Below are 18464 nucleotides of genomic sequence, written 5' to 3'. Positions count from 1 at the left end.
CGCGCCAATACACTCAGATTGTTTTCTGAGATAGGTATTAAACCCGGTGCATGGCGTTGAACAACTCTTCATTCTGCATGCGGATGTCCAGCGCGAGCGCCTGGCTGGCCTGTGCGAAGATGTCGAGCATTTCCTGCCGCGATTTCGGGCATTGCGCGGTATCGACCAGAATGATCATGGTAAAGAATTCGCCCATCAACTGCTGACTGATATTGAGGATATTGATTTGGTTTTCGGCCAGCAGTTTGGATACGTCGTAAACAATACCAATGCGGTCTTTGCCGATGACGGTAATGACGGAATGGTTCATCACATCTCCTGTTTCGTTAAATTTTGGTTTTTGACAGCCTGGTCGATCCAGTCAAACAGTTCGTCCAGATCGTAATCGCCGCTGTGCGGCACGTCCCACGGCAGGGCGAAATCCACGCGCTTGCCGCTGTTTTGCAGCTTGGCGGCGAGAATGGCGGCGATGGCCAGCGAAGTATCGCTATCGGCGGTGCCGACGCGGATGCGCCAATGCTGCGGCGGCGTATGCGGGCCGATGAAGGGCATCGGGTTCATCAGCTGCACGGTATGCGGGTCGGCCAGCGTAGCCTGTGGGTCGGTACGGTGTTGGTAGGAGAAAGCGGTGAAGTGCTGTTTGTCGATGGTGGCGGTGCCGAACAGTTGGTTCTCGCCGCTGCTCAAGTCCAGCGCGTCGAAGGCGGGCGGAGTTTTCTGGCGGCCGGTAGCACGGGCATAGGCGGCAAAATTCACGGCGCGGACTTTGCCGTTGCGGAGGGTGAGCCAGTTGCGATCGCTCAGGTCTTTGCCGGCATCGAGCTGACCCTGGGCGGACTGTCGCAGGAAGGAGGCGACATAGTTTTTAAAGCTGCCATTACCTTGCGCATTCAAGCGCAGCCGGCGGCCTTGTGGGTCGCGCAGGTTTAGGCTATTCACATAGGCAGGGAACCGGGCTTTGAGACGACCTGAAACCTGGATTTGCGCCTTGGTAAGCGTGCCGCTGACCAGTTTGCGCTCGGCATGGTAATCGAGCATGGAGGCGTCCATTTTTTGGTAGTTGTTCACGCCGTTGAACTGCCATTCGTAGGCGGCATCGGCATGATCCAGAATGGAAATCGGGCAATAGGCGGAAACGGCGAAAATATGGTCTTTGGCCGGCGCGGCGCCGAGCTGTTGCATATAGGGTTCGTAGTCGGCCTGGTTGCCGGTGGCGCCGAGCAGCACAGATAACGCCCCACCGGCGCTGGTGCCGTTGGAGATGATTTTTTCGGCATCACCGGCCATCACTGCATCGTTGAAGCGCAGGTAGCGCACGGCAGCTTTCAAATCGATAATCGCAGCGGGCGCCTTGCCGGTGGCGGCAGTGCGGCCGCGCGCGCCGGGCGAAGCCACGACATAGCCTCTGGCCAGGGCGGCCTGCATGGCGTCAATCTGCCCGGCCTTGTGCGGGCCAAAACCGCCCTGCCCCGGCACGCCGGCTTTGGCCGGCATATAGCCGCCGATTGGGTTGGGCAGAAAGATGGGCGCGGTTTGCGCGGTGTAGCCGTTGATACTGCCGCCGTTGAAATAGGCTTCCGGAATGTAGATATTGATGGTTTCGTGAGCCGCGTCGACAGGATTATTGACATAAACGATATTTTCAAATGCTCGGTAACGTATCGTTTGTCCGCCGACCTGCATCGTTTTATCTACATATTTCTGGCCGGCAAAATCAAGAGGCTGCGTGTTTTCATGCTTGACGACCGGCGTACTGCACGCCGCAAGCCCCAGCCCGGCAACGGTCAGTATCGTGGCTTTGAATTTCATGGCCCCCCCACAAAAAAACAGGATATCTCTAGGATACACAAACCCAAACCAGATAGGCACCCGGCAAAACCGCGATCACACGGCTTCGCGTTTCCCTGTGTATTGCAGATACATCATGTCCTGCATCAATTGCCTCGAGTAATCTGGCGCGAATATCATCCAGAACCCTCCAGACATCCCCATCTCCAGGCCACATCCAAATTTCCAGGCAACATGCAAGGTGACCGGACAAGCCATCTCCGTGCGACGGCGCAATGTAGCCAAGATGCAATGTGTTTACGGGCATTCGCCCGAAAGCTGGCCAAACGCACCCAACGCTTTCTCGGCAAGAAAAAGTCTGGCAGTCGAAAGGCCAAGACGCCTGTGTGCGCTATAATCCGCCTGCCTTGGCAGCGACCGGGCGCATCGAAGCGACTGCAGTTTATGGCGTGTCTGAGCCTCTCGTATTTCCACTGCTGGATGCGACACGCATTGATTTTCCATTTCGCCGTATGGCGGTCAAACTCAGGTCATACGGATGATTTATAGAAAACTTTTCCATCGACTCAGTACCCGTATCTTTCTCTGCCTGTTTACCGTTGTGCTGACCGGCTGCGCCAGCCTCGGCCGGACAACCTGCAATACGACATCGGAAAACAGCGAAGAATGCCCTCCCCGCAAAGGAACGACAGCTGACTATCTATACCCGGCCCCCATCCTGACGCCCTTGCAGAGCTACGAGGTTCCGGCATTACCGATTAATCTGCCGACTGTCGACCTGACCAGCGAAACGGATAATATTTTTTCCCGCATCCGCAAGGGCTTTTCCATGCCGGACATCAACAACGACCTGGTACTAGAACACCAACAGCGCTACCTTAATCAGCCCGATTACCTGCGCCGCATGGTTGAACGCGGCGCCCCCTACCTCTATCACATCGTCGAAGAAATCGATCAGCGCGGTATGCCCATGGAGCTGGCATTGCTACCGATGGTGGAGAGCGCCTACAACCCGATGGCCCATTCGCCCGCCAAAGCGTCCGGTTTATGGCAATTTATCCCGACAACCGGCAAACGCTACAATCTCGACCAAAATTGGTGGAAGGACGAGCGCCGCGACATCATCGCCTCGACGGCCGCCGCGCTTGAATACTTGCAGGAAGTCTATGAAATGCACGGCGACTGGCATCTGGCGCTGGCTTCTTACAACTGGGGGGAAGGCGCCGTCGCCCGCGCCATTGCCAAAAACAAAGCACTCAACCTGCCGACCGATTACCTGAACCTGAGCATGCCGAATGAAACGCAAAATTACGTGCCCAAGCTACAGGCGCTGAAAAATATCTTCAGCAGTCCGGAAACGCTTAAGGAACTTGGCATCCCGCGCATTCCCAACCGCCCCTATTTCACCACCGTCACCAAGCCGGTCAACATTGATGTCAAACTGGCCGCACAGTTTGCTGGTATTCCGGTACATGAATTTCTTGCGCTCAATCCGGCGCACAACCGCCCCGTGATCGTCTCCGACTCGCCGATGGTCATTCCCGCAGAAAAGTACGACCATTTCGTCAGCAACTTGGAAGCGCACGAACAGAAGCAAAAACCGCTTTCTTCCTGGCAGTCCTATACCCTGCGCCCCGGCGACCGCCTGGAAAAAATCGCACCGCGCTTCGGCATGACCGTCGCCAACCTCAAAGCAATCAATGGCATCCACGGACGCATTCGGCTCAAACCCGGACTCACGCTACTGGTGCCTAGCAACGGCGGCGCAAAAGAGATCGACCCGGCCACGATGGTTGCCCAACCGCGCTTCCCCAGCGCCGACTTGCAGCCGGCAACGCGCACCTACAAAGTACGCAAAGGCGACACCCTGTTTTCCATCGCCAAGCGGCACGGCATGAGCGCCGATGAGCTGAAACGCCGGAACCACCTGAAAAACATGAAGATCAAGCCAGGAACAACGCTCGTCGTCCTGGCAACGGAGCAAAAGGCCAGCAAGCCCGACCCACAAAAAGGCAAATCATCCGCTTCTGCAAAGAAAAGCAGGCACTCGGTCTCTTCACAGAAACAGAATGCCAAGAAAGCACCCACACCCCGCAAGAATGCCGCACAGGCAAGCAAACCGGCAAAACGTAAGAAATAAAGGCGTCAGCTCAAACTTGACTTCCTTGGTTACATACTTCCTCTCATACGGGCGAGGGCATGTCGTGTAACAGGACAACGCCGCGTGGGACTGGCATCATAGATTCGTGCCGTGCAGTCTGTTGAGCTGTTGGCGGGTACGCTCCAGCTTAGCCTTGACTCTGGCGATGCGCGCGCGTGAGCGCTCGGTGCCAAGCTGCTCCGAAATGCTGATTATCAAAGCACTGAGGCTTTTCATTACCTCGTACTCCTCGAACGTCGGCGCGGCGTTTAATTTGACAACGTTACTCTTTGTTCTACGCACTTTGCATCTCCATAGTTAGTTGCAATATCCCCCTCAGCCGCCACGGCGCCTACGGCTACGAAAGCGCCAAGGCGCAATACGCCCCGTTTGACCGCCTGCAAGACCCCGACCCCACCACCCGCGCCCACCTCGCCCGCGTCATCACCGGCACCTGCGGCGCGGGGCAGAACGCCTATGTAACCATCAATAACAAGGCGGAGAGATCTGCACCATTGTCAGTAAAAGCTTTAGCAAAATATTTATGCTTCCCAGCCTAACCGAGCATTGGCTTAGAGCTACATACAACTAGCTTCATCGAACCACGGGTCATGGTCACATACAGATGTTGGGCGTTATACGGTTGCGTTATACGGTTTGCATCCAATACAACAGCCACTTCAGCTTCTCCCCCTTGGAACAATAGCATTCAGTGATCCCCCATGTGGTATGCCTTCACGGTCACGCCACGATTCGCCGCTAAATGGCTCTACTGAATCAAAAAACTTGAAAAAATCTCAGCTACTTTCTAAACTTCGACATCTTATAGCCAATTGGCGCAGGCTTGAATAGCGGCTTCTTCTCTTTACAACGCTGCTCTGCACGAAGTCGCTCGTAGTCAATCTCGCCCAGCACATAGTAATCGCTAACTCCACCTTTTACTTGAACTACATCGCGGGCGTAGTCGTGAACTGCAGGTGCCCTGATTCGACTATCACCAAAGCAGCGATTGTTGGCTTGCACAACAAAAGCATGCAGGTCGTTGGCACTCGACTCAACAAGAGCAGAAAAGGTCTTTGTATCTTGATTCCACTCCAGAGCAAATAGTGCATCTATTTCCCCTCGCAGATAGTTGCGATTCGATATGTTTGTGAGATCACTGCAGATTAGAATCGAAAAATAGAAATTACGATGCCCGTAGATTGTTGGCTTTGCTTTTGCGCCATTTGGTTTGTAGATCTCAGTTTTCTTTTTAAGTAATTTCTGCAGATCCTTCTCCTCGCCGTGCGCTGGCTCGAACTTAGATTGCAGAACTACAACGTTACTTGCATACCCGGGCCAGTAAGTCGTCAATGAAACTAGGCTATCATTTCTCAGCTTGTTCGTTTTCCAATCATGGTGATATTCGACACCTGCAAGCATCGAGATACCATTAGTTGAGAGTTTGCGTGCAGCACGCAGAGCCCATCGTAGCGGGATGCTTAGCTCTGGCATAACAATGTAATCAGGCCTTTTTTGCTCCTTCAGTATTAAGTTTATTAATCTGTTGAATTTAACATATCGGTCTAAAGATCTATCTTGATTTCCACGTGCTGCTGCAACCCACTGGTCTTGAGAAGTCTCCCAACTTGTTACCGCAATTCGAACATCACCCCTTGATCGACCTGAAACAATGAAGTGATTAATCGGCAATCCTTTATCGTTCAAAAAGCCTATCGAATGATTAGTAGTCACTTTTGCGCCACGGAAAAAGTGAATGACCTGTCGAAAGAGCTTTGAATCAGACAGGACGGCTGGTGCCACAAGCCCTATTTCATCGATACGAAGGGGGCGCGTAGGAAAAACCAATGCAGGCCAATATGGAACTTTAAGATTCGTAGCTATCCGTTGAATTTTTCGTATTATGTCGAGCCGTAGATGCCGTTTCACCTCCATGCTGCATGGAACCTTGGGCCATGTCTCATCAGTAGTCAGCTGATTTTCAAACCAGTATTCTTTGTATGGTCGGCGCCCCCAATCTGAAAGCAAAACTTTCCTCGCTAAAGACTTAAGGGAATAAATATCTTCTGGAATATTTACATTTTCATCCAGCTGCTTTAGCTTCTGAATAGCACCCAAGTAATCACGACCCAAGTTTTCCAACCCGAGAGTGGCAGCCTGAAGTCCAGCCTGCAACAAGGCAAGTGCATACTGCTGAAGGCAGAGTTGAAATCTGGCTTTCTGACTCTCTTGACCAAGAGAAGTTGTCTTTTTAAGGATTAAAGAAATGTCGACAAGGTCTTTGATTAATTTCTTTGCCTGCTTAATATCACCACAGCTCAACATCAAACCAAAAATACGGTGAATGTAACTGAAATAGTCGAAAAATCCTGATGGTGTTATTAAGTGTCGGCGTATAAGACCATAGAACTCCTTGCGCAGCGATTGCCACGATCTCGGCGACAAGTCTAAAGCGTATGTTTCAATGTCACTAAGAAGAAGAGAAAATCCAAGTCGCCGCACAGAAACCACATCTGCCTTCCTTAGTGCATCAGCCTGCAGTGCTGCATTCGGAGTAGCAAGCAAGGCTCGGGATGCCATTGCAGTTCCTGACTCAGGGATTGATGGCAACAATCTGTACTCGCTTGATTGCTGTCGTATTTGATCCCTAATTTGATAAATAAGATCCAGGCCGTGTGCTGACGAGAGCGAAAAAATTTTCTGTTTTGGCGCTGCGAAAATAAGCTCGGAGTTTTTCGCATATGGAAGATTCAAAGTGAGCGAACCAAGATTCCTACCCTTTTTGTGGACCGCTACAAGTGGGGCCAGCACTTTGGCAATGCGCTCAGTTACGTGTTGAGCATCACAGTCCTCATCTTTTGATTCTAATACTAAGAAAATGTCATCAACATATCTGCCATAATAAATAGGATTAAGGTTTTTTGTAATTTTTCGATCAAAGTCAACCAACAGAACATTCGCTATGATCTTCGAAGCGGAAAGCCCAACGGGAATTGCTCCTTCCGGTCGATCATTGTAATCTGGAGTACTTCGATACCAATTCATGATGGCATCAAGCAACTGTTGAGTGAATTTTTTTTCGTTTTCTTTAAGTTTTAATTCGATGGATTTTAAAAATTCATCTTTCAGCAAGAAATCCGGTGAGGCGCGATGATAAAATTTTTCAATATCCATCGTTATGGCTAAAATGTCCACGCCTTCCTTAAGGGAATTTTCAATGGATAATAGGCCACGTTCGCGCCAATCTCGATAAGCAGAAATGTATGGAGTGAAAATACCAGGCGTGGAAAGATTTACGCCGGAGGTGCTAATTCTCTCATCGAAAATGCTGTCGCTTGATCTTCTGAGTCGATTACCAAAAGATGTTTTTTGATCTAAGGATGCGTCAAAAAGATGTCCAACAACGATTATCCATAAGGCAGATATGATTTGAAAATTGACCGTTGGTCTAATGACAAGCCGAAGTGCAGCATTAGCAAGCTTCCTTTCTGACTTGTCAAAGCGTTGTTTCCAGTCTTGCCTGGGATCAAGCGCACGAAAGTGCCCATCGGTCACGTCCCATGCGCTGCAGTCGACAGATTTTGGCAAGTATGCATAATCACCAATGAAACCAAGTTCTGTCGGCCATGTAGCGCGATCCTCCAATAAGCGGGACTGGAGATTTTTGAGGTTGGCGTCCAGATTCTGTTCATACTCCGTAAAAGCCAAGGCATGAAAGTGCGTTTTTTCATAAAACGCCTCAGCCTTTGCCTTTCGATATGCGATATATAAATTAACCAGGCTGAACATTTCTGATTTCAACATTGTTGCGCACCTGTTTTTAATTTCTTTTGGCTACTCAACAGTAATAGTCACTCCTGAGCCTATTGTTTACTGCACCTGACGCAGAAAGACATATACCAAATATCCCTGCAATCAATCTCTATCACTTCATAGAATATCTTAAATTATTCATTAACCTATAAAATTGAGTGGGCATTATTGGCTAAATCAGAAACTCCGCGTTGACGCGCGATTGGGAAGTGTTTCTTGCCTTGTCGTGCCGTGTATTGCCAAACGTGTATTCACTCCCACTCAATCGTCGCGGGCGGTTTGCTGGAAACGTCATAGGTCACGCGGTTGATACCGCGCACTTCGTTGATGATTCGGGACGACACTTTTTTCAGCAACGCATACGGCAGTTCGGCCCAGTCGGCGGTCATGAAGTCGCTGGTTTGCACGGCGCGCAGGGCCACAACGTAGTCGTAAGTGCGGCCATCTCCCATGACGCCGACGCTCTTGACCGGCAAGAAGACGGTGAAGGCCTGGCTGGTGAGGTCGTACCAGCTTTTGCCGCTGTTGGGTTCGATGGTGGAGCGCAGTTCTTCGATAAAGATGGCGTCGGCCTGGCGCAGCAGGTCGGCATATTCTTTTTTGATTTCGCCCAGGATGCGCACGCCCAGGCCCGGGCCGGGGAAGGGGTGGCGGTAGACCATGTCGTGCGGCAGGCCAAGAGCCACGCCGAGTTCGCGCACTTCGTCTTTGAACAAATCGCGCAGCGGCTCCAGCAGTTTCAGGCCCAGTTGCTCGGGCAGGCCGCCGACGTTGTGGTGGCTTTTGATGACGACGGCTTTTTTGCTCTTGGCGCCGCCGGATTCAATTACGTCGGGGTAGATGGTGCCTTGAGCCAGGAAAGTGGCGCCCTTGTGGCCGGCGCCGCTGGCCTTGAGCTTCTCAGCTTCGGCTTTGAAAACATCGACGAACAGCTTACCAATGATCTTGCGCTTTTGCTCGGGGTCGGACACGCCCTTGAGCGCATCGAGGAAGAGCTGGCTGACATCGACGCGCACCACTTTGGCGTGATTTTTTTTGCCCCCACGCTCACTGCGTTCGCTGCCCTCCGAGGGGGCTGGTTCGTCTTCGGGGCGGCCGTACGACGAACCGCCAGCGAACATGTTCATGACCATGTCGCCCTCATTCAGGCGCAAGAGCCCGTGATCAACAAACACGCAGGTGAGCTGGTCGCCAATGGCACGGTGGATGAGCGCGGCAGCGACGGATGAGTCAACACCGCCCGACAGGCCCAAGATGACTTCTTCATCGCCCACTTGCGCGCGGATTTTTTCCACCGCCTCTTCGATGTGGTCGCGCATGATCCAGTCGGGCTTGGCGGCGCAGATGTCGAGCACAAAGCGCTCCAGCATCGCACGGCCTTGCACGGTGTGCGTGACTTCCGGGTGGAACTGCACGCCGTAAAAGCGCCGCGCCTCGTCGGCCATGCCAGCAATGGGGCAGCTGGGCGTACTGGCCATGACTTTGAAGCCCTCAGGCAAATTGGTCACTTTGTCACCGTGGCTCATCCACACTTTCAGCATGCCGTGGCCTTCGGGGGCATGAAAGTCTTGAATGTCTTTCAAGAGCGCTGTGTGGCCGTGGGCGCGCACTTCGGCATAGCCAAATTCGCGGGTGTTGCTGCCCTGCACTTGCCCGCCCAGTTGCTGCGCCATGGTCTGCATGCCGTAGCAAATGCCGAGCACGGGAACCCCCAGTTCGAACACGGCATCGGGCGCGCGGTCGTCCACATCGTACACGCTGGCGTGTCCACCAGAAAGGATGATGCCCTTGAGATTGCCATCGGCCGCGAACTGGCGCAGCCAGTCGCTACTGACGTCGCAAGGGTGCACCTCGCAATACACATGCGCTTCGCGGATGCGTCGGGCGATGAGTTGCGTGACCTGAGAGCCAAAATCGAGGATGAGAATTTTGTGATGAGACATGCCTGCCGCCTTCAATAAAAATGCGGGCTGCCGCCATGCCCATGCCTGTCAGCAACCCGCAAAAGATAAGAACCTAAGACCTGCTACTCCGCGCGGTAATTGGGCGCTTCCTTAACAATCTGCACGTCGTGGACATGCGATTCACGCACACCCGCGGCGGTAATTTCGACGAAAACCGCTTTTTCATGCATATCGGCAATCTGCGCGCACCCCAGATACCCCATCGATGAGCGCAAGCCGCCGAGCAATTGATGAATGACGACCAAAACCGGCCCCTTGTAGGGGACGCGCCCTTCGATGCCTTCCGGCACAAATTTCTCGATATTGCCCGTGCCTTCCTGGAAATAACGATCTGCCGCGCCCGCGGCCATGGCACCCAGCGACCCCATGCCACGATACGATTTATAGGAGCGCCCCTGGTATAGCTCAACCTCTCCCGGCGCTTCTTCCGTACCGGCAAACAGGCCGCCGAGCATCACGGAATTAGCACCTGCGGCAATTGCCTTGCAGATATCGCCGGAATAGCGGATTCCGCCGTCGGCGATCATCGGAACGCCCGTATTTTTCAGGGCGTCAGAGACATTCTGGATGGCCGTGATCTGCGGCACGCCGACGCCGGCAACAATGCGTGTTGTACAGATCGATCCTGGCCCAATACCGACCTTGACGCCATCTGCGCCGGCATCCACCAGCGCCAGCGCCGCATCGCCCGTGGCAATGTTGCCGCCGATGACATCAATGTGCGGAAATTCCCGCTTAACCCAGTGCACGCGCTCCAGCACGCCTTGTGAATGCCCGTGCGCGGTATCGACAACGATCACGTCGACGCCCGCTTCGGCAAGCAGCGCCACACGCTCTTCGGTTCCCTCGCCCACTCCCACGGCCGCACCAACGCGCAGCCGGCCAGTGGAATCTTTGCAGGAGTTTGGATGCTCCGTCGTTTTGATGATGTCCTTGACCGTAATCAGGCCGCACAACTCAAATGCATCATTGACCACCAGAACGCGTTCAATGCGATGTTTGTGGATCAGTGCCTTACCCTCATCAATACTGGCGCCTTCGTGTACCGTCACCAGGCGCTCGCGCGGCGTCATGATGTTGCGGATAGGCTGATCGAGCTGGGTCTCGAAACGCAAATCGCGGTTGGTGACAATGCCGACGACCTGCCGCCCTTCCAGTACGGGGAATCCAGAAATCCGGTGTTGTCGCGACAAATCCAGCACTTCGTGTACGGTCATTGAGGGAGACACGGTAATCGGGTTCTTCAGCACGCCCGATTCAAAGCGCTTGACCCGTACCACCTCGGCTGCCTGTGCCTGGGGTGAAAGATTTTTGTGGATAATGCCAATGCCGCCTTCCTGCGCCAGCGCAATCGCCAAACGGCTTTCCGTCACGGTGTCCATAGCTGCCGAAACGAGCGGCATATTCAAGCTAATATTGCGCGTCAGGCGTGTTTTCAGGCTGACTTCGCGCGGGAGAACAGAAGAATGAGCGGGGATGAGCAGTACGTCGTCGAACGTCAGCGCTTTCTGCAATAAACGCATGGGCTTTGCTCCTAGGTCACAAATCGGTATTATACCGTATATGCCTTATGAATCAGGACGAACGCCATGACACACTTCTCCATGAAACACGTGTTTATTGCTTGCGCAGCGACCGTCTTCGCCGTTGCGGCCAATGCCCAGATTTTTCAATGGAAAGACGCCAAGGGCAAGACCGTTTATTCCGACAAACCGCCGCCCGGAGGCATTACACAAAAGCGCGTAATTACGTCCAAGGCACCTGCCGCACCGGCTGCGAACCCCACGACAACACTGGCCGAAAAGGACATGGCTTTCCGCAAGCGCCAACAAGAGGCGCAGGAAAAATCTAGCCAAGAAGCGCAAGACCAGAAAGCGCTTGCCCAGAAAAAACAGCGTTGCGACAACATTCAGCGTAACGCCCGCGTACTTGAGTCAGGCGTGCGCATTGCGCAGGTCAACGATAAAGGGGAACGCTACTTCCTGGAAGACAAGGAGCGTAAGGCGGAACTGGACAAGACGCGCCAAGCCTTGCAAGAAGCCGAATGCCAATAAAACCAATAAGACGGCAAACAAGGTAGTTAAATGCGGTAACGCGGCGCTGCCCGCAAACCCGCGTAAACAGGGCATCCCAGAGGGGTGCCCTGAGGCTTTCTGAAGCCCTTTATCCACGGGCATTTCCGGGGGCACCCCACCCTCCTCCGTGGGTAAGCGCCTGGAAAGATGAGCAAAAACTAGCAGCCCGGAGCCCCTTTATCCACGCGGGTTTCCGAGGTGGCGCCCGGAGATGCCTTATCCACACTCTACGCGGGCTCCGGAGGTGCCGATCGGTACATGCCCTTCTAACATGCCCTTCTAGTTTCCGGGCGTTCCTTTGGCAACGCCCTCTCCGCCCTCCGCCTCGCCGGCGCCTTTTTTCGTGGCTTTACTTTCCGCTGCGCGCTGCTTACGGACTTCTTTTGGATCCGCAATCAGCGGCCGGTAAATTTCGATGCGGTCGCGGTCATGGAGCACCGCATCAGGCTTGGTCAGCTTCGCAAAAATACCGAGCTTATTTTTTTCCAGATCGATTTCGGGATATTTTTCGAGGATACCCGACTGTTCGATGCCCTGCCTGACCGTCGCCCCCTCAGGGAGATGAAACGAAAAAATCTTCTGCTCGTCCGGCAAGGCATAGACGACCTCAACGCGGATCTGACCAGCAGGATCAGACATACCCTTCTCCATAAACCTCATTGGCGCGCTGGGCAAACGCATCGACCATCGTATCGCAGATATGCCCGAAGACCGGGCCAATAACTGCGCTAAACAATCTGCCGGAAAATTCGTACCCTAAGCGGAATTCGATCTTACAGGCATTGTCCGCCAGCGATTTAAAATGCCAGAGGCCTTCGAGCTGGTGGAACGGACCATCGACCAGTTTCAGGCGCATGGATTGCGGAGGCCGCTTGTCGTTCCTCGTCGTGAAATGCGCCCTGGCCCCCAGATAATCGACATACAACGTCGCTACAGTACTGGCTGCATCCCGGTGGCTGACTTCGGTGCGCGCGCACCAAGGCAGGAAGTCCGGATAGGCTTCGATATCCTCGACCAGGTCAAACATCCGCTGCGCCGAATGCGCAATCAAGAGCGATCGCTCAACCTTCACCATGTACCGCCCAACTCCGCCAATCACGTAAAATTGCATTCTAGCATCGGCTTTTCGCCCAACCGAACCATCAGGAACATTTCATGAGCATCCTCACCAACAAAAAAGCCTTTCACGATTACTTCATCGAAGAGCGCTTTGAGGCCGGAATCGCACTCGAAGGCTGGGAAGTCAAGGCGATCCGGGCGGGACGTGCCAATATCAAGGAATCTTACGTCGTCGTCCGCAATGGCGAATTGTTCATTTTTGGCATGCACATCACGCCGCTGGCCGAAGCATCGACACACATCAAGCCGGATCCGCTGCGCACGCGCAAATTGCTCCTGCACGCCAGCCAAATCAACCGCCTGATCGGCAAGGTAGAACGCGCCGGTTATGCCTTGATTCCGCTTGATCTGCATTTTTTAAAGGGTCGCGTCAAGGCAGAGGTCGGCCTCGCCAAGGGCAAGAAACAGCACGACAAGCGCGAGGCCGAAAAAACCCGCGACTGGGAACGCGAAAAGGCGCGCCTGATGCGGGTTAATTGACCCCCTCTGAACCCGGCGTGGATAGGCCATCTCCGGACAGGCACCCTAAACCCCGCGTGGATAGGCCATCTCCGGGCAGGTGCCCTGAACCCCGCGTAGATAGGGCATTTCCGGACAGGCGCCCTGAACCCCGCATGGATAGGGCTTCTCCGGCCACCCCTTTGGAGATGCCCTGTTTACAAGGGCCTCAGGGCACCCTTTGGGGAGATGCCCACCCGCGCTGCCTGACCGTTTCGAACAAACAGATGGCCGCCGCCGCCGCGACATTGAGCGATTCCGCCGCACCAGGCATAGGAATGCGAACGCAGCAGCTCACGCATGCCGCCACCGCCGGCCGGATTCCCTGACCTTCATTGCCAAACACCCAGGCAATCGGACGCATGGATTGCGCCAGATCAATTCCGTCGAAACCGTCCGTGCTAAAAAGTGGATATGAAGCAGCATTCAGCATTGTCGCCAACGTCCGGCCGCAATAGCGGTTGATGAAGGCGCACAGATCAACATTTTCATGGATGGACAAAAGAAAATGTGCGCCCATCGCCGCCCGTAGGACTTTCGGAGACCATGCCTGCGCACAATCCGCCGTCAAGAGGGCCTGGCTGAACCCCGCCGCTGCGGCGCTGCGCAGAATCGAACCGACATTGCCCGGGTCTTGAATGCCATCGAGCAGGACGGCATCGCTCGCTGCATCGGGCGCCGTTGGGCAGGACGGTCGCGTCGCCAGCGCCAAGATCCCGCTGGGTGAGCGGACAAGCGCGAGTTCGTCGAACAAACGGTCAGCCAGCACGGTGACAGGCACGTTCGCCGGCAACACAGCCAGATACCGGGCAACCTCCGGCTTGTCTTGCGCACTGTCGGCGATAACGATTTCTTCCAGCCGACTGCCCAAACGAAGGCAGCTTTCGGTATAGCTTTCGACCAGATGCATGCCGTCAAGCACGATGATGCCCGCCGCCCGCCGTGCGTGCCCGTTGTGGCAGATCTTTTTCAGCGCCTTGAAATGCGGGTTATCCCGCGAGGCAAGGCTTTTGACGCGCTGCTTCATAGCAAGGCCAGTTGTGCGACTGGCGAGAAGCTGCGCCGATGCACCGGCGTCAGGCCATACTGGCGCAATGCGGCAAGATGGGCGGCTGTCGGGTAACCTTTATGGCGGTCAAAGCCGTACATCGGATAAATCACATGCAAAGCTTCCATGCCCGCGTCACGCGCCGTTTTAGCCAAAATCGACGCGGCGGCAATGGCCGCCACTTTGCCATCACCGCCAACGATGGCCTCCGCCGGACAATCCAGTATTGGGCATTTATTGCCATCGATCAGCGCCCTGCACGGAGGGGGCGAGACTCCCGCCACCGCCCGCTGCATCGCAAGCAGACTGGCTTGAAGAATATTGAGGCGATCGATCTCCTCGACACTGGCTTCGGCAATCGACCAGGCCAGCGCCTTGTCGCGGATTTCCTGCGCCAGTTCGATGCGGCGTTTAGCGGAAAGTTTTTTGGAGTCATTTAACCCTAGGATGGGGCGCGCAGGATCGAGAATAACCGCCGCCGCGACGACCGGTCCTGCCAGCGGACCACGCCCGGCTTCGTCGACGCCGCACACCCATCCTTCCGGTTGAGTCAGCGGCTCAGGCAGCGTGCGCGGCATGGCCGGTGTCGGCAACAGCCGGTTTCAAAAAATGTTCTGGCAGGTGCAGCAACACTGCCGCCGCAGCTTTCTCGGCAGAGTTTTGCCGCAATTGCAAGTGGATTTCACGGAAAACCTCTGCGATACCGGCGCAAGTGATCCGGTCGGCGTACAGGTTCAGCAACGCTTGTGCCAGGTTTTCCGGCGTCGCATCGTCCTGGATGAATTCAGGAACGACGAAACGCCCAGCGAGGATATTGGGCAGGCCAATATAAGGCAAATAGCCTTTCATACATCGCATGATGCGGTAAGTCACCGGCGCCATTTTGTATACGATGACCATAGGGCGTTTGAGCAGCGCGGCTTCCAGCGTCGCCGTGCCGCTGGCGACGAGGACGATATCCGCCGCCGCCATGGCTTCATGCGCATGGCCGAACAGCAAACGCACCGGCAACTGGCGGGCATCGGCGCGCTGCATGGCGGCTTCGAACAACAGGCGCGTCTCACGGGTCGCCAGCGGTACGAAGAACTCGGCATCCGGCAAGGATTCGATCACCTTGAGCGCTGCGCCGACAAAAGCATCCGCCATGAACTGCACTTCCGCCTGGCGACTACCCGGCAGCAAGGTAAATACCGGCCGCTGCGCCGGCACCCCAAACAGCTCGCGCGCTTCATCGCGACCATCTTCCAGTGGCAACACATCGGCCAGTGGATGTCCGACGTAGCTGACCGGGATGCCTTGTTTCTCGTAGATTTCAGGCTCAAAGGGAAACAGCGCCAGGATGCGCGATACGACCTTGCCAATGCGGTGAATCCGCTGCCCGCGCCACGCCCAGATCGACGGGCTGACGTAATGGACGCAGGGAATACCGTTCTGTTTAAGCGGCTTTTCCAGACCAAAATTAAAATCTGGCGCGTCGACGCCAATGAAAATATCAGGCGGATTGGCCAGCAAGCGGCGTTTTAGCGCGCTGCGAATAGACAGGATCTTACGGAAATGGCGCAGCACTTCGGCATACCCACGCACGGCCAGAGTTTCCTGTGAATACCAGGATTGGAACCCCAAGGCCTGCATTTTCGGGCCGCCGATGCCAAAAAATTCGACTTGCGGCAAACGCTGTTTCAATGCCGCGATAAGGTGCGCGCCGAGCAAATCTCCGGAGGCTTCGCCAGCCACCATGGCAATACGCACCGCCCTGTTGTTCATCGGATGATGCCGCGTTTGGAAACTGCCAGAAAATCGAGGAAAGGTTGAATCTCGGCATGCGCAGCGGCTTCTTCCGCCAGCTTGGTGCGTGCTTCTTCAAGCGTCAGGCCGGATCGATACAGCGTGCGATAGGCATGTTTGAGCGCCTGCAACGACTCCGAGGAGAAACCGCGGCGGCGCAAACCTTCGATATTGAGGCCAAATGGCGCGGCCGTCGTACCGCCTGCCATGACATAGGGCGGCACATCCTGCAAAACAATCGTGCCGGCAGCGATCATCGCATGTGCGCCAATACGGCAAAATTGGTGAGCGCCGCTGAAGCCGCCGAAAATTACCCAGTCATCGACATGTACATGACCCGCCAGCTGGGCGTTATTGGCAAAAATTGTACGGTTGCCGATCTGGCAATCATGTGCGATATGCACATAGGCCATGATCCAGTTATCGTCGCCCATGCGCGTAATGCCCGCGTCCTGCGCCGTCCCCAGATTGAAAGTACAGAACTCGCGGATGGTATTGCGATCGCCAATGACCAGGCGGGTCGGCTCGCCCGCATATTTCTTGTCCTGCGGCACCTCACCTAAAGAACAGAACTGGAAAATCTGGTTATCGCAGCCGATACGGGTACGGCCGGTAATGACGACGTGCGGACCAATACGCGTGTTATCGCCAATTTCAACGCCGGCCTCGATGACCGAATAAGCGCCGACAGACACCCCTGCGCCAAGTTTTGCCTCCGGATGAATGATGGCAGTCGGATGAATCATGGCGCGGTCTCCTTTGCTCTGTCAGGCGGTATCGCTCTTAGCGCACATCAGCTCGGCTTCGGCGGCAATTTCATCGCCTACTTTGGCGACCGCGTGGTATTTCCAGATGCTGCGCATCCGACGCGTGATGTCAACATACAGATGCAATTGGTCACCGGGAACCACCTGGCGCTTGAAACGTGCGTTATCGATACCGGCAAAGAGAAAACGCGAGGTCTCGCTCGGCATTTCTCCTGCCGTCTTAAAAGAGAGGACACCCGCCGCCTGTGCCAGTGCCTCCATGATCAGCACGCCAGGCATCACCGGGTAATGCGGGAAATGGCCAACGAAAAACGCCTCGTTGATCGTCACGTTTTTGTAGGCATGGATCGACTTGCCCAGCTCCATCTCTACAACACGATCGACCAAGAGAAAGGGGTAACGCTGCGGAAGATGCCTGGCGATATCCTGAATATCCATTTTAATCATTGTGTTTTACTCATATCTTCAAGTTTTTTCTCAAGCTCTTCGACCCGCGCCGCCAGTTTTGCAAGACGCTTAAGGTGTGCCGCATTCTGCAACCAGTCGATATGCGGTTCGAGCGGAAAAACCGCTGTGTATTGTCCTGGTTGCTTCAGGTTCTTGCCCACCAATGTCCCGCCTGAAACATGGACATCATCGCCAATTTCAAGATGCCCGGAAATCATCCCGGCCCCACCGACCGTACACCGCTTGCCAAATGTCGTACTACCTGCCACGCCGACACAACCGGCCATTGCGGAATGATCGCCAATCCGGACGTTGTGGGCAATCTGGATCTGGTTATCAAGTTTGACATCGTTACCAATGACCGTATCATCGAGCGCACCGCGGTCGATCGAAGTATTGGCGCCGATTTCGACGTCGTCGCCAATAACGACGCGGCCAATTTGTGGAATCTTGACCCAGCACTCGCCTTCCTTGGCAAAGCCGAAGCCATCGCTTCCGATAACTGCACCCGCATGAATGATCGTTCTAGCACCAATCACGCAACGCGGATAAATCACGACATTAGGATAAATGACTGTATCTGCACCGATGGAGACATCATCACCAATCACGCAGCCCGGATACAGCACGACATTCTCACCTAAACAGACGCGTCGCCCAACAACGACATGCGCATCGATAGTCACTGAAACGGGTAGCGGACTAAGAACAACAGCCGTTTCATGCACTCGCTGGGCACGCGTCGGTGGTGGATTCAGTAATGCGGTAACCCGTGCGTAATAGGCGTATGGATTCGCATGAACGATACGTGGAATTTCCGTATCACTCGCATTTTTTTCCGAAACGATGACTGCCGATGCGTGAGTAGTCTTCAGTTGTGCACGGTATTTGGGATTGGTCAAAAAAGAGATTTGCCCGCGCCCTGCCGACGACAGAGCGCCCACCTGCAGAATCTCGACACTGCCATCGCCAATCAGACGGCCGCCAAGCTGTGCAACAATCTGCTCAAGCCGCAAGCCG

At 54.7% G+C, this 18464-nt stretch carries 18 protein-coding genes and 1 pseudogene; 4 read left to right on the top strand and 15 right to left on the bottom strand.

The annotated features are described in order from the left end of the window. Positions 1–37: 37 nt before the first annotated feature. Positions 38–310: an ACT domain-containing protein gene (locus ABCS64_RS04175; RefSeq protein WP_418890650.1), complete on the bottom strand. Its 273-nt coding sequence runs from the start codon at positions 308–310 to the stop codon at positions 38–40. Further along, positions 310–1809: a subtype B tannase gene (locus ABCS64_RS04170; RefSeq protein WP_418890649.1), complete on the bottom strand. Its 1500-nt coding sequence runs from the start codon at positions 1807–1809 to the stop codon at positions 310–312. The genes ABCS64_RS04175 and ABCS64_RS04170 overlap by 1 nt, the downstream gene beginning before the upstream one ends. Before the next feature lie 517 nt (positions 1810–2326). On the opposite strand from ABCS64_RS04170, the gene ABCS64_RS04165 reads away from it, so the two are divergent. Continuing rightward, positions 2327–3928 (top strand): LysM peptidoglycan-binding domain-containing protein, encoded by a 1602-nt coding sequence (locus ABCS64_RS04165; protein ID WP_418890648.1) that lies wholly within the window; start codon positions 2327–2329, stop codon positions 3926–3928. A 96-nt stretch (positions 3929–4024) separates the two neighbouring features. Here ABCS64_RS04165 and ABCS64_RS04160 read toward each other — a convergent pair whose 3' ends face one another. Continuing rightward, complete coding sequence (locus ABCS64_RS04160; RefSeq protein WP_418890647.1) at positions 4025–4165, bottom strand: hypothetical protein; 141 nt, start codon at positions 4163–4165, stop codon at positions 4025–4027. A gap of 53 nt (positions 4166–4218) precedes the next feature. Here ABCS64_RS04160 and ABCS64_RS04155 point away from each other — a divergent pair, with 53 nt between their 5' ends. Then, the gene (locus tag ABCS64_RS04155) at positions 4219–4488 is read left to right on the top strand and encodes a hypothetical protein (RefSeq protein WP_418890646.1); all 270 of its coding nucleotides are present in this window, start codon (positions 4219–4221) and stop codon (positions 4486–4488) included. Here the strand turns inward: ABCS64_RS04155 and ABCS64_RS04150 are convergent. The 4 genes from ABCS64_RS04150 to guaB all read right to left on the bottom strand — a co-directional run bounded on the left by ABCS64_RS04150 (position 4485) and on the right by guaB (position 11228). Further along, on the bottom strand, positions 4485–4637 hold the full coding sequence (locus ABCS64_RS04150; RefSeq protein WP_418890645.1) for an ATP-binding domain-containing protein: 153 nt from the start codon (positions 4635–4637) through the stop codon (positions 4485–4487). The genes ABCS64_RS04155 and ABCS64_RS04150 overlap by 4 nt on opposite strands. A 92-nt stretch (positions 4638–4729) precedes the next feature. Beyond that, complete coding sequence (locus ABCS64_RS04145; RefSeq protein WP_418890644.1) at positions 4730–7717, bottom strand: RNA-directed DNA polymerase; 2988 nt, start codon at positions 7715–7717, stop codon at positions 4730–4732. Between the two features lie 275 nt (positions 7718–7992). Continuing rightward, positions 7993–9684 (bottom strand): glutamine-hydrolyzing GMP synthase, encoded by a 1692-nt coding sequence (guaA, locus tag ABCS64_RS04140; RefSeq protein WP_418890643.1) that lies wholly within the window; start codon positions 9682–9684, stop codon positions 7993–7995. A gap of 83 nt (positions 9685–9767) precedes the next feature. Beyond that, the gene (gene guaB / locus ABCS64_RS04135; protein WP_418890642.1) at positions 9768–11228 is read right to left on the bottom strand and encodes an IMP dehydrogenase; all 1461 of its coding nucleotides are present in this window, start codon (positions 11226–11228) and stop codon (positions 9768–9770) included. 66 nt (positions 11229–11294) lie between these two features. Here guaB and ABCS64_RS04130 point away from each other — a divergent pair, with 66 nt between their 5' ends. Further along, positions 11295–11759: a DUF4124 domain-containing protein gene (locus tag ABCS64_RS04130; protein WP_418890641.1), complete on the top strand. Its 465-nt coding sequence runs from the start codon at positions 11295–11297 to the stop codon at positions 11757–11759. Positions 11760–12059: 300 nt separating this feature from the next. On the opposite strand, the gene ABCS64_RS04125 is transcribed toward ABCS64_RS04130, so the two are convergent. Then, complete coding sequence (locus tag ABCS64_RS04125; RefSeq protein ID WP_418890640.1) at positions 12060–12419, bottom strand: RnfH family protein; 360 nt, start codon at positions 12417–12419, stop codon at positions 12060–12062. Beyond that, on the bottom strand, positions 12412–12891 hold the full coding sequence (locus tag ABCS64_RS04120) for a type II toxin-antitoxin system RatA family toxin (RefSeq protein WP_418890639.1): 480 nt from the start codon (positions 12889–12891) through the stop codon (positions 12412–12414). The genes ABCS64_RS04125 and ABCS64_RS04120 overlap by 8 nt, the downstream gene beginning before the upstream one ends. Before the next feature lie 38 nt (positions 12892–12929). Between ABCS64_RS04120 and smpB the strand changes: the two are divergent. Further along, a pseudogene (gene smpB / locus ABCS64_RS04115) lies at positions 12930–13379 on the top strand (SsrA-binding protein SmpB); the annotation flags it as partial. Between the two features lie 187 nt (positions 13380–13566). Here smpB and ABCS64_RS04110 read toward each other — a convergent pair. Genes ABCS64_RS04110 through lpxD form a run of 6 tightly spaced genes read right to left on the bottom strand, consistent with a single transcriptional unit; the run spans position 13567 to position 18460 of the window. Beyond that, the gene (locus ABCS64_RS04110) at positions 13567–14424 is read right to left on the bottom strand and encodes a TrmH family RNA methyltransferase (RefSeq protein ID WP_418890638.1); all 858 of its coding nucleotides are present in this window, start codon (positions 14422–14424) and stop codon (positions 13567–13569) included. Further along, positions 14421–15023, bottom strand: coding sequence for a ribonuclease HII (gene rnhB, locus ABCS64_RS04105; protein WP_418890637.1), 603 nt, complete (start codon positions 15021–15023; stop codon positions 14421–14423). Before rnhB ends, ABCS64_RS04110 begins: the two co-directional genes overlap by 4 nt. Next, positions 15004–16209, bottom strand: a complete 1206-nt coding sequence (gene lpxB, locus ABCS64_RS04100; protein WP_418890636.1) for a lipid-A-disaccharide synthase — start codon at positions 16207–16209, stop codon at positions 15004–15006. The genes rnhB and lpxB overlap by 20 nt, the downstream gene beginning before the upstream one ends. Further along, positions 16206–16976: an acyl-ACP--UDP-N-acetylglucosamine O-acyltransferase gene (gene lpxA / locus ABCS64_RS04095; RefSeq protein WP_418890635.1), complete on the bottom strand. Its 771-nt coding sequence runs from the start codon at positions 16974–16976 to the stop codon at positions 16206–16208. Before lpxA ends, lpxB begins: the two co-directional genes overlap by 4 nt. 21 nt (positions 16977–16997) lie before the next feature. After that, positions 16998–17435 carry a 3-hydroxyacyl-ACP dehydratase FabZ gene (gene fabZ / locus ABCS64_RS04090; protein WP_418891878.1) on the bottom strand — a complete coding sequence of 146 codons (438 nt, stop codon included), beginning with the start codon at positions 17433–17435 and terminating at the stop codon, positions 16998–17000. 5 nt (positions 17436–17440) lie between these two features. Continuing rightward, positions 17441–18460 (bottom strand): UDP-3-O-(3-hydroxymyristoyl)glucosamine N-acyltransferase, encoded by a 1020-nt coding sequence (gene lpxD, locus ABCS64_RS04085; protein ID WP_418890634.1) that lies wholly within the window; start codon positions 18458–18460, stop codon positions 17441–17443. Between the last annotated feature and the right edge of the window lie 4 nt (positions 18461–18464).

The organism is Dentiradicibacter hellwigii (assembly GCF_041770905.1).
Taxonomy (GTDB): Bacteria; Pseudomonadota; Gammaproteobacteria; order Burkholderiales; family Rhodocyclaceae; genus Propionivibrio; species Propionivibrio hellwigii.
Note: the sequence above shows the minus strand (reverse complement) of the source record. Positions and strands in the feature narration are given on the sequence as shown.

Bases quoted from the DNA above. Each gene is read 5' to 3' on its own strand.
- guaA (WP_418890643.1), bottom strand. From the start codon at position 9,684: ATGTCTCATCACAAAATTCTCATCCTCGATTTTGGCTCTCAGGTCACG.
- ABCS64_RS04160 (WP_418890647.1), bottom strand. From the start codon at position 4,165: ATGAAAAGCCTCAGTGCTTTGATAATCAGCATTTCGGAGCAGCTTGGC.
- ABCS64_RS04175 (WP_418890650.1), bottom strand. From the start codon at position 310: ATGAACCATTCCGTCATTACCGTCATCGGCAAAGACCGCATTGGTATT.
- fabZ (WP_418891878.1), bottom strand. From the start codon at position 17,435: ATGGATATTCAGGATATCGCCAGGCATCTTCCGCAGCGTTACCCCTTT.
- ABCS64_RS04150 (WP_418890645.1), bottom strand. From the start codon at position 4,637: ATGCTATTGTTCCAAGGGGGAGAAGCTGAAGTGGCTGTTGTATTGGAT.
- ABCS64_RS04120 (WP_418890639.1), bottom strand. From the start codon at position 12,891: ATGCAATTTTACGTGATTGGCGGAGTTGGGCGGTACATGGTGAAGGTT.
- lpxA (WP_418890635.1), bottom strand. From the start codon at position 16,976: ATGATTCATCCGACTGCCATCATTCATCCGGAGGCAAAACTTGGCGCA.
- guaB (WP_418890642.1), bottom strand. From the start codon at position 11,228: ATGCGTTTATTGCAGAAAGCGCTGACGTTCGACGACGTACTGCTCATC.
- ABCS64_RS04130 (WP_418890641.1), top strand. From the start codon at position 11,295: ATGACACACTTCTCCATGAAACACGTGTTTATTGCTTGCGCAGCGACC.
- ABCS64_RS04125 (WP_418890640.1), bottom strand. From the start codon at position 12,419: ATGTCTGATCCTGCTGGTCAGATCCGCGTTGAGGTCGTCTATGCCTTG.
- lpxB (WP_418890636.1), bottom strand. From the start codon at position 16,209: ATGAACAACAGGGCGGTGCGTATTGCCATGGTGGCTGGCGAAGCCTCC.
- ABCS64_RS04145 (WP_418890644.1), bottom strand. From the start codon at position 7,717: ATGTTCAGCCTGGTTAATTTATATATCGCATATCGAAAGGCAAAGGCT.
- rnhB (WP_418890637.1), bottom strand. From the start codon at position 15,023: ATGCCGCGCACGCTGCCTGAGCCGCTGACTCAACCGGAAGGATGGGTG.
- ABCS64_RS04110 (WP_418890638.1), bottom strand. From the start codon at position 14,424: ATGAAGCAGCGCGTCAAAAGCCTTGCCTCGCGGGATAACCCGCATTTC.
- ABCS64_RS04170 (WP_418890649.1), bottom strand. From the start codon at position 1,809: ATGAAATTCAAAGCCACGATACTGACCGTTGCCGGGCTGGGGCTTGCG.
- ABCS64_RS04165 (WP_418890648.1), top strand. From the start codon at position 2,327: ATGATTTATAGAAAACTTTTCCATCGACTCAGTACCCGTATCTTTCTC.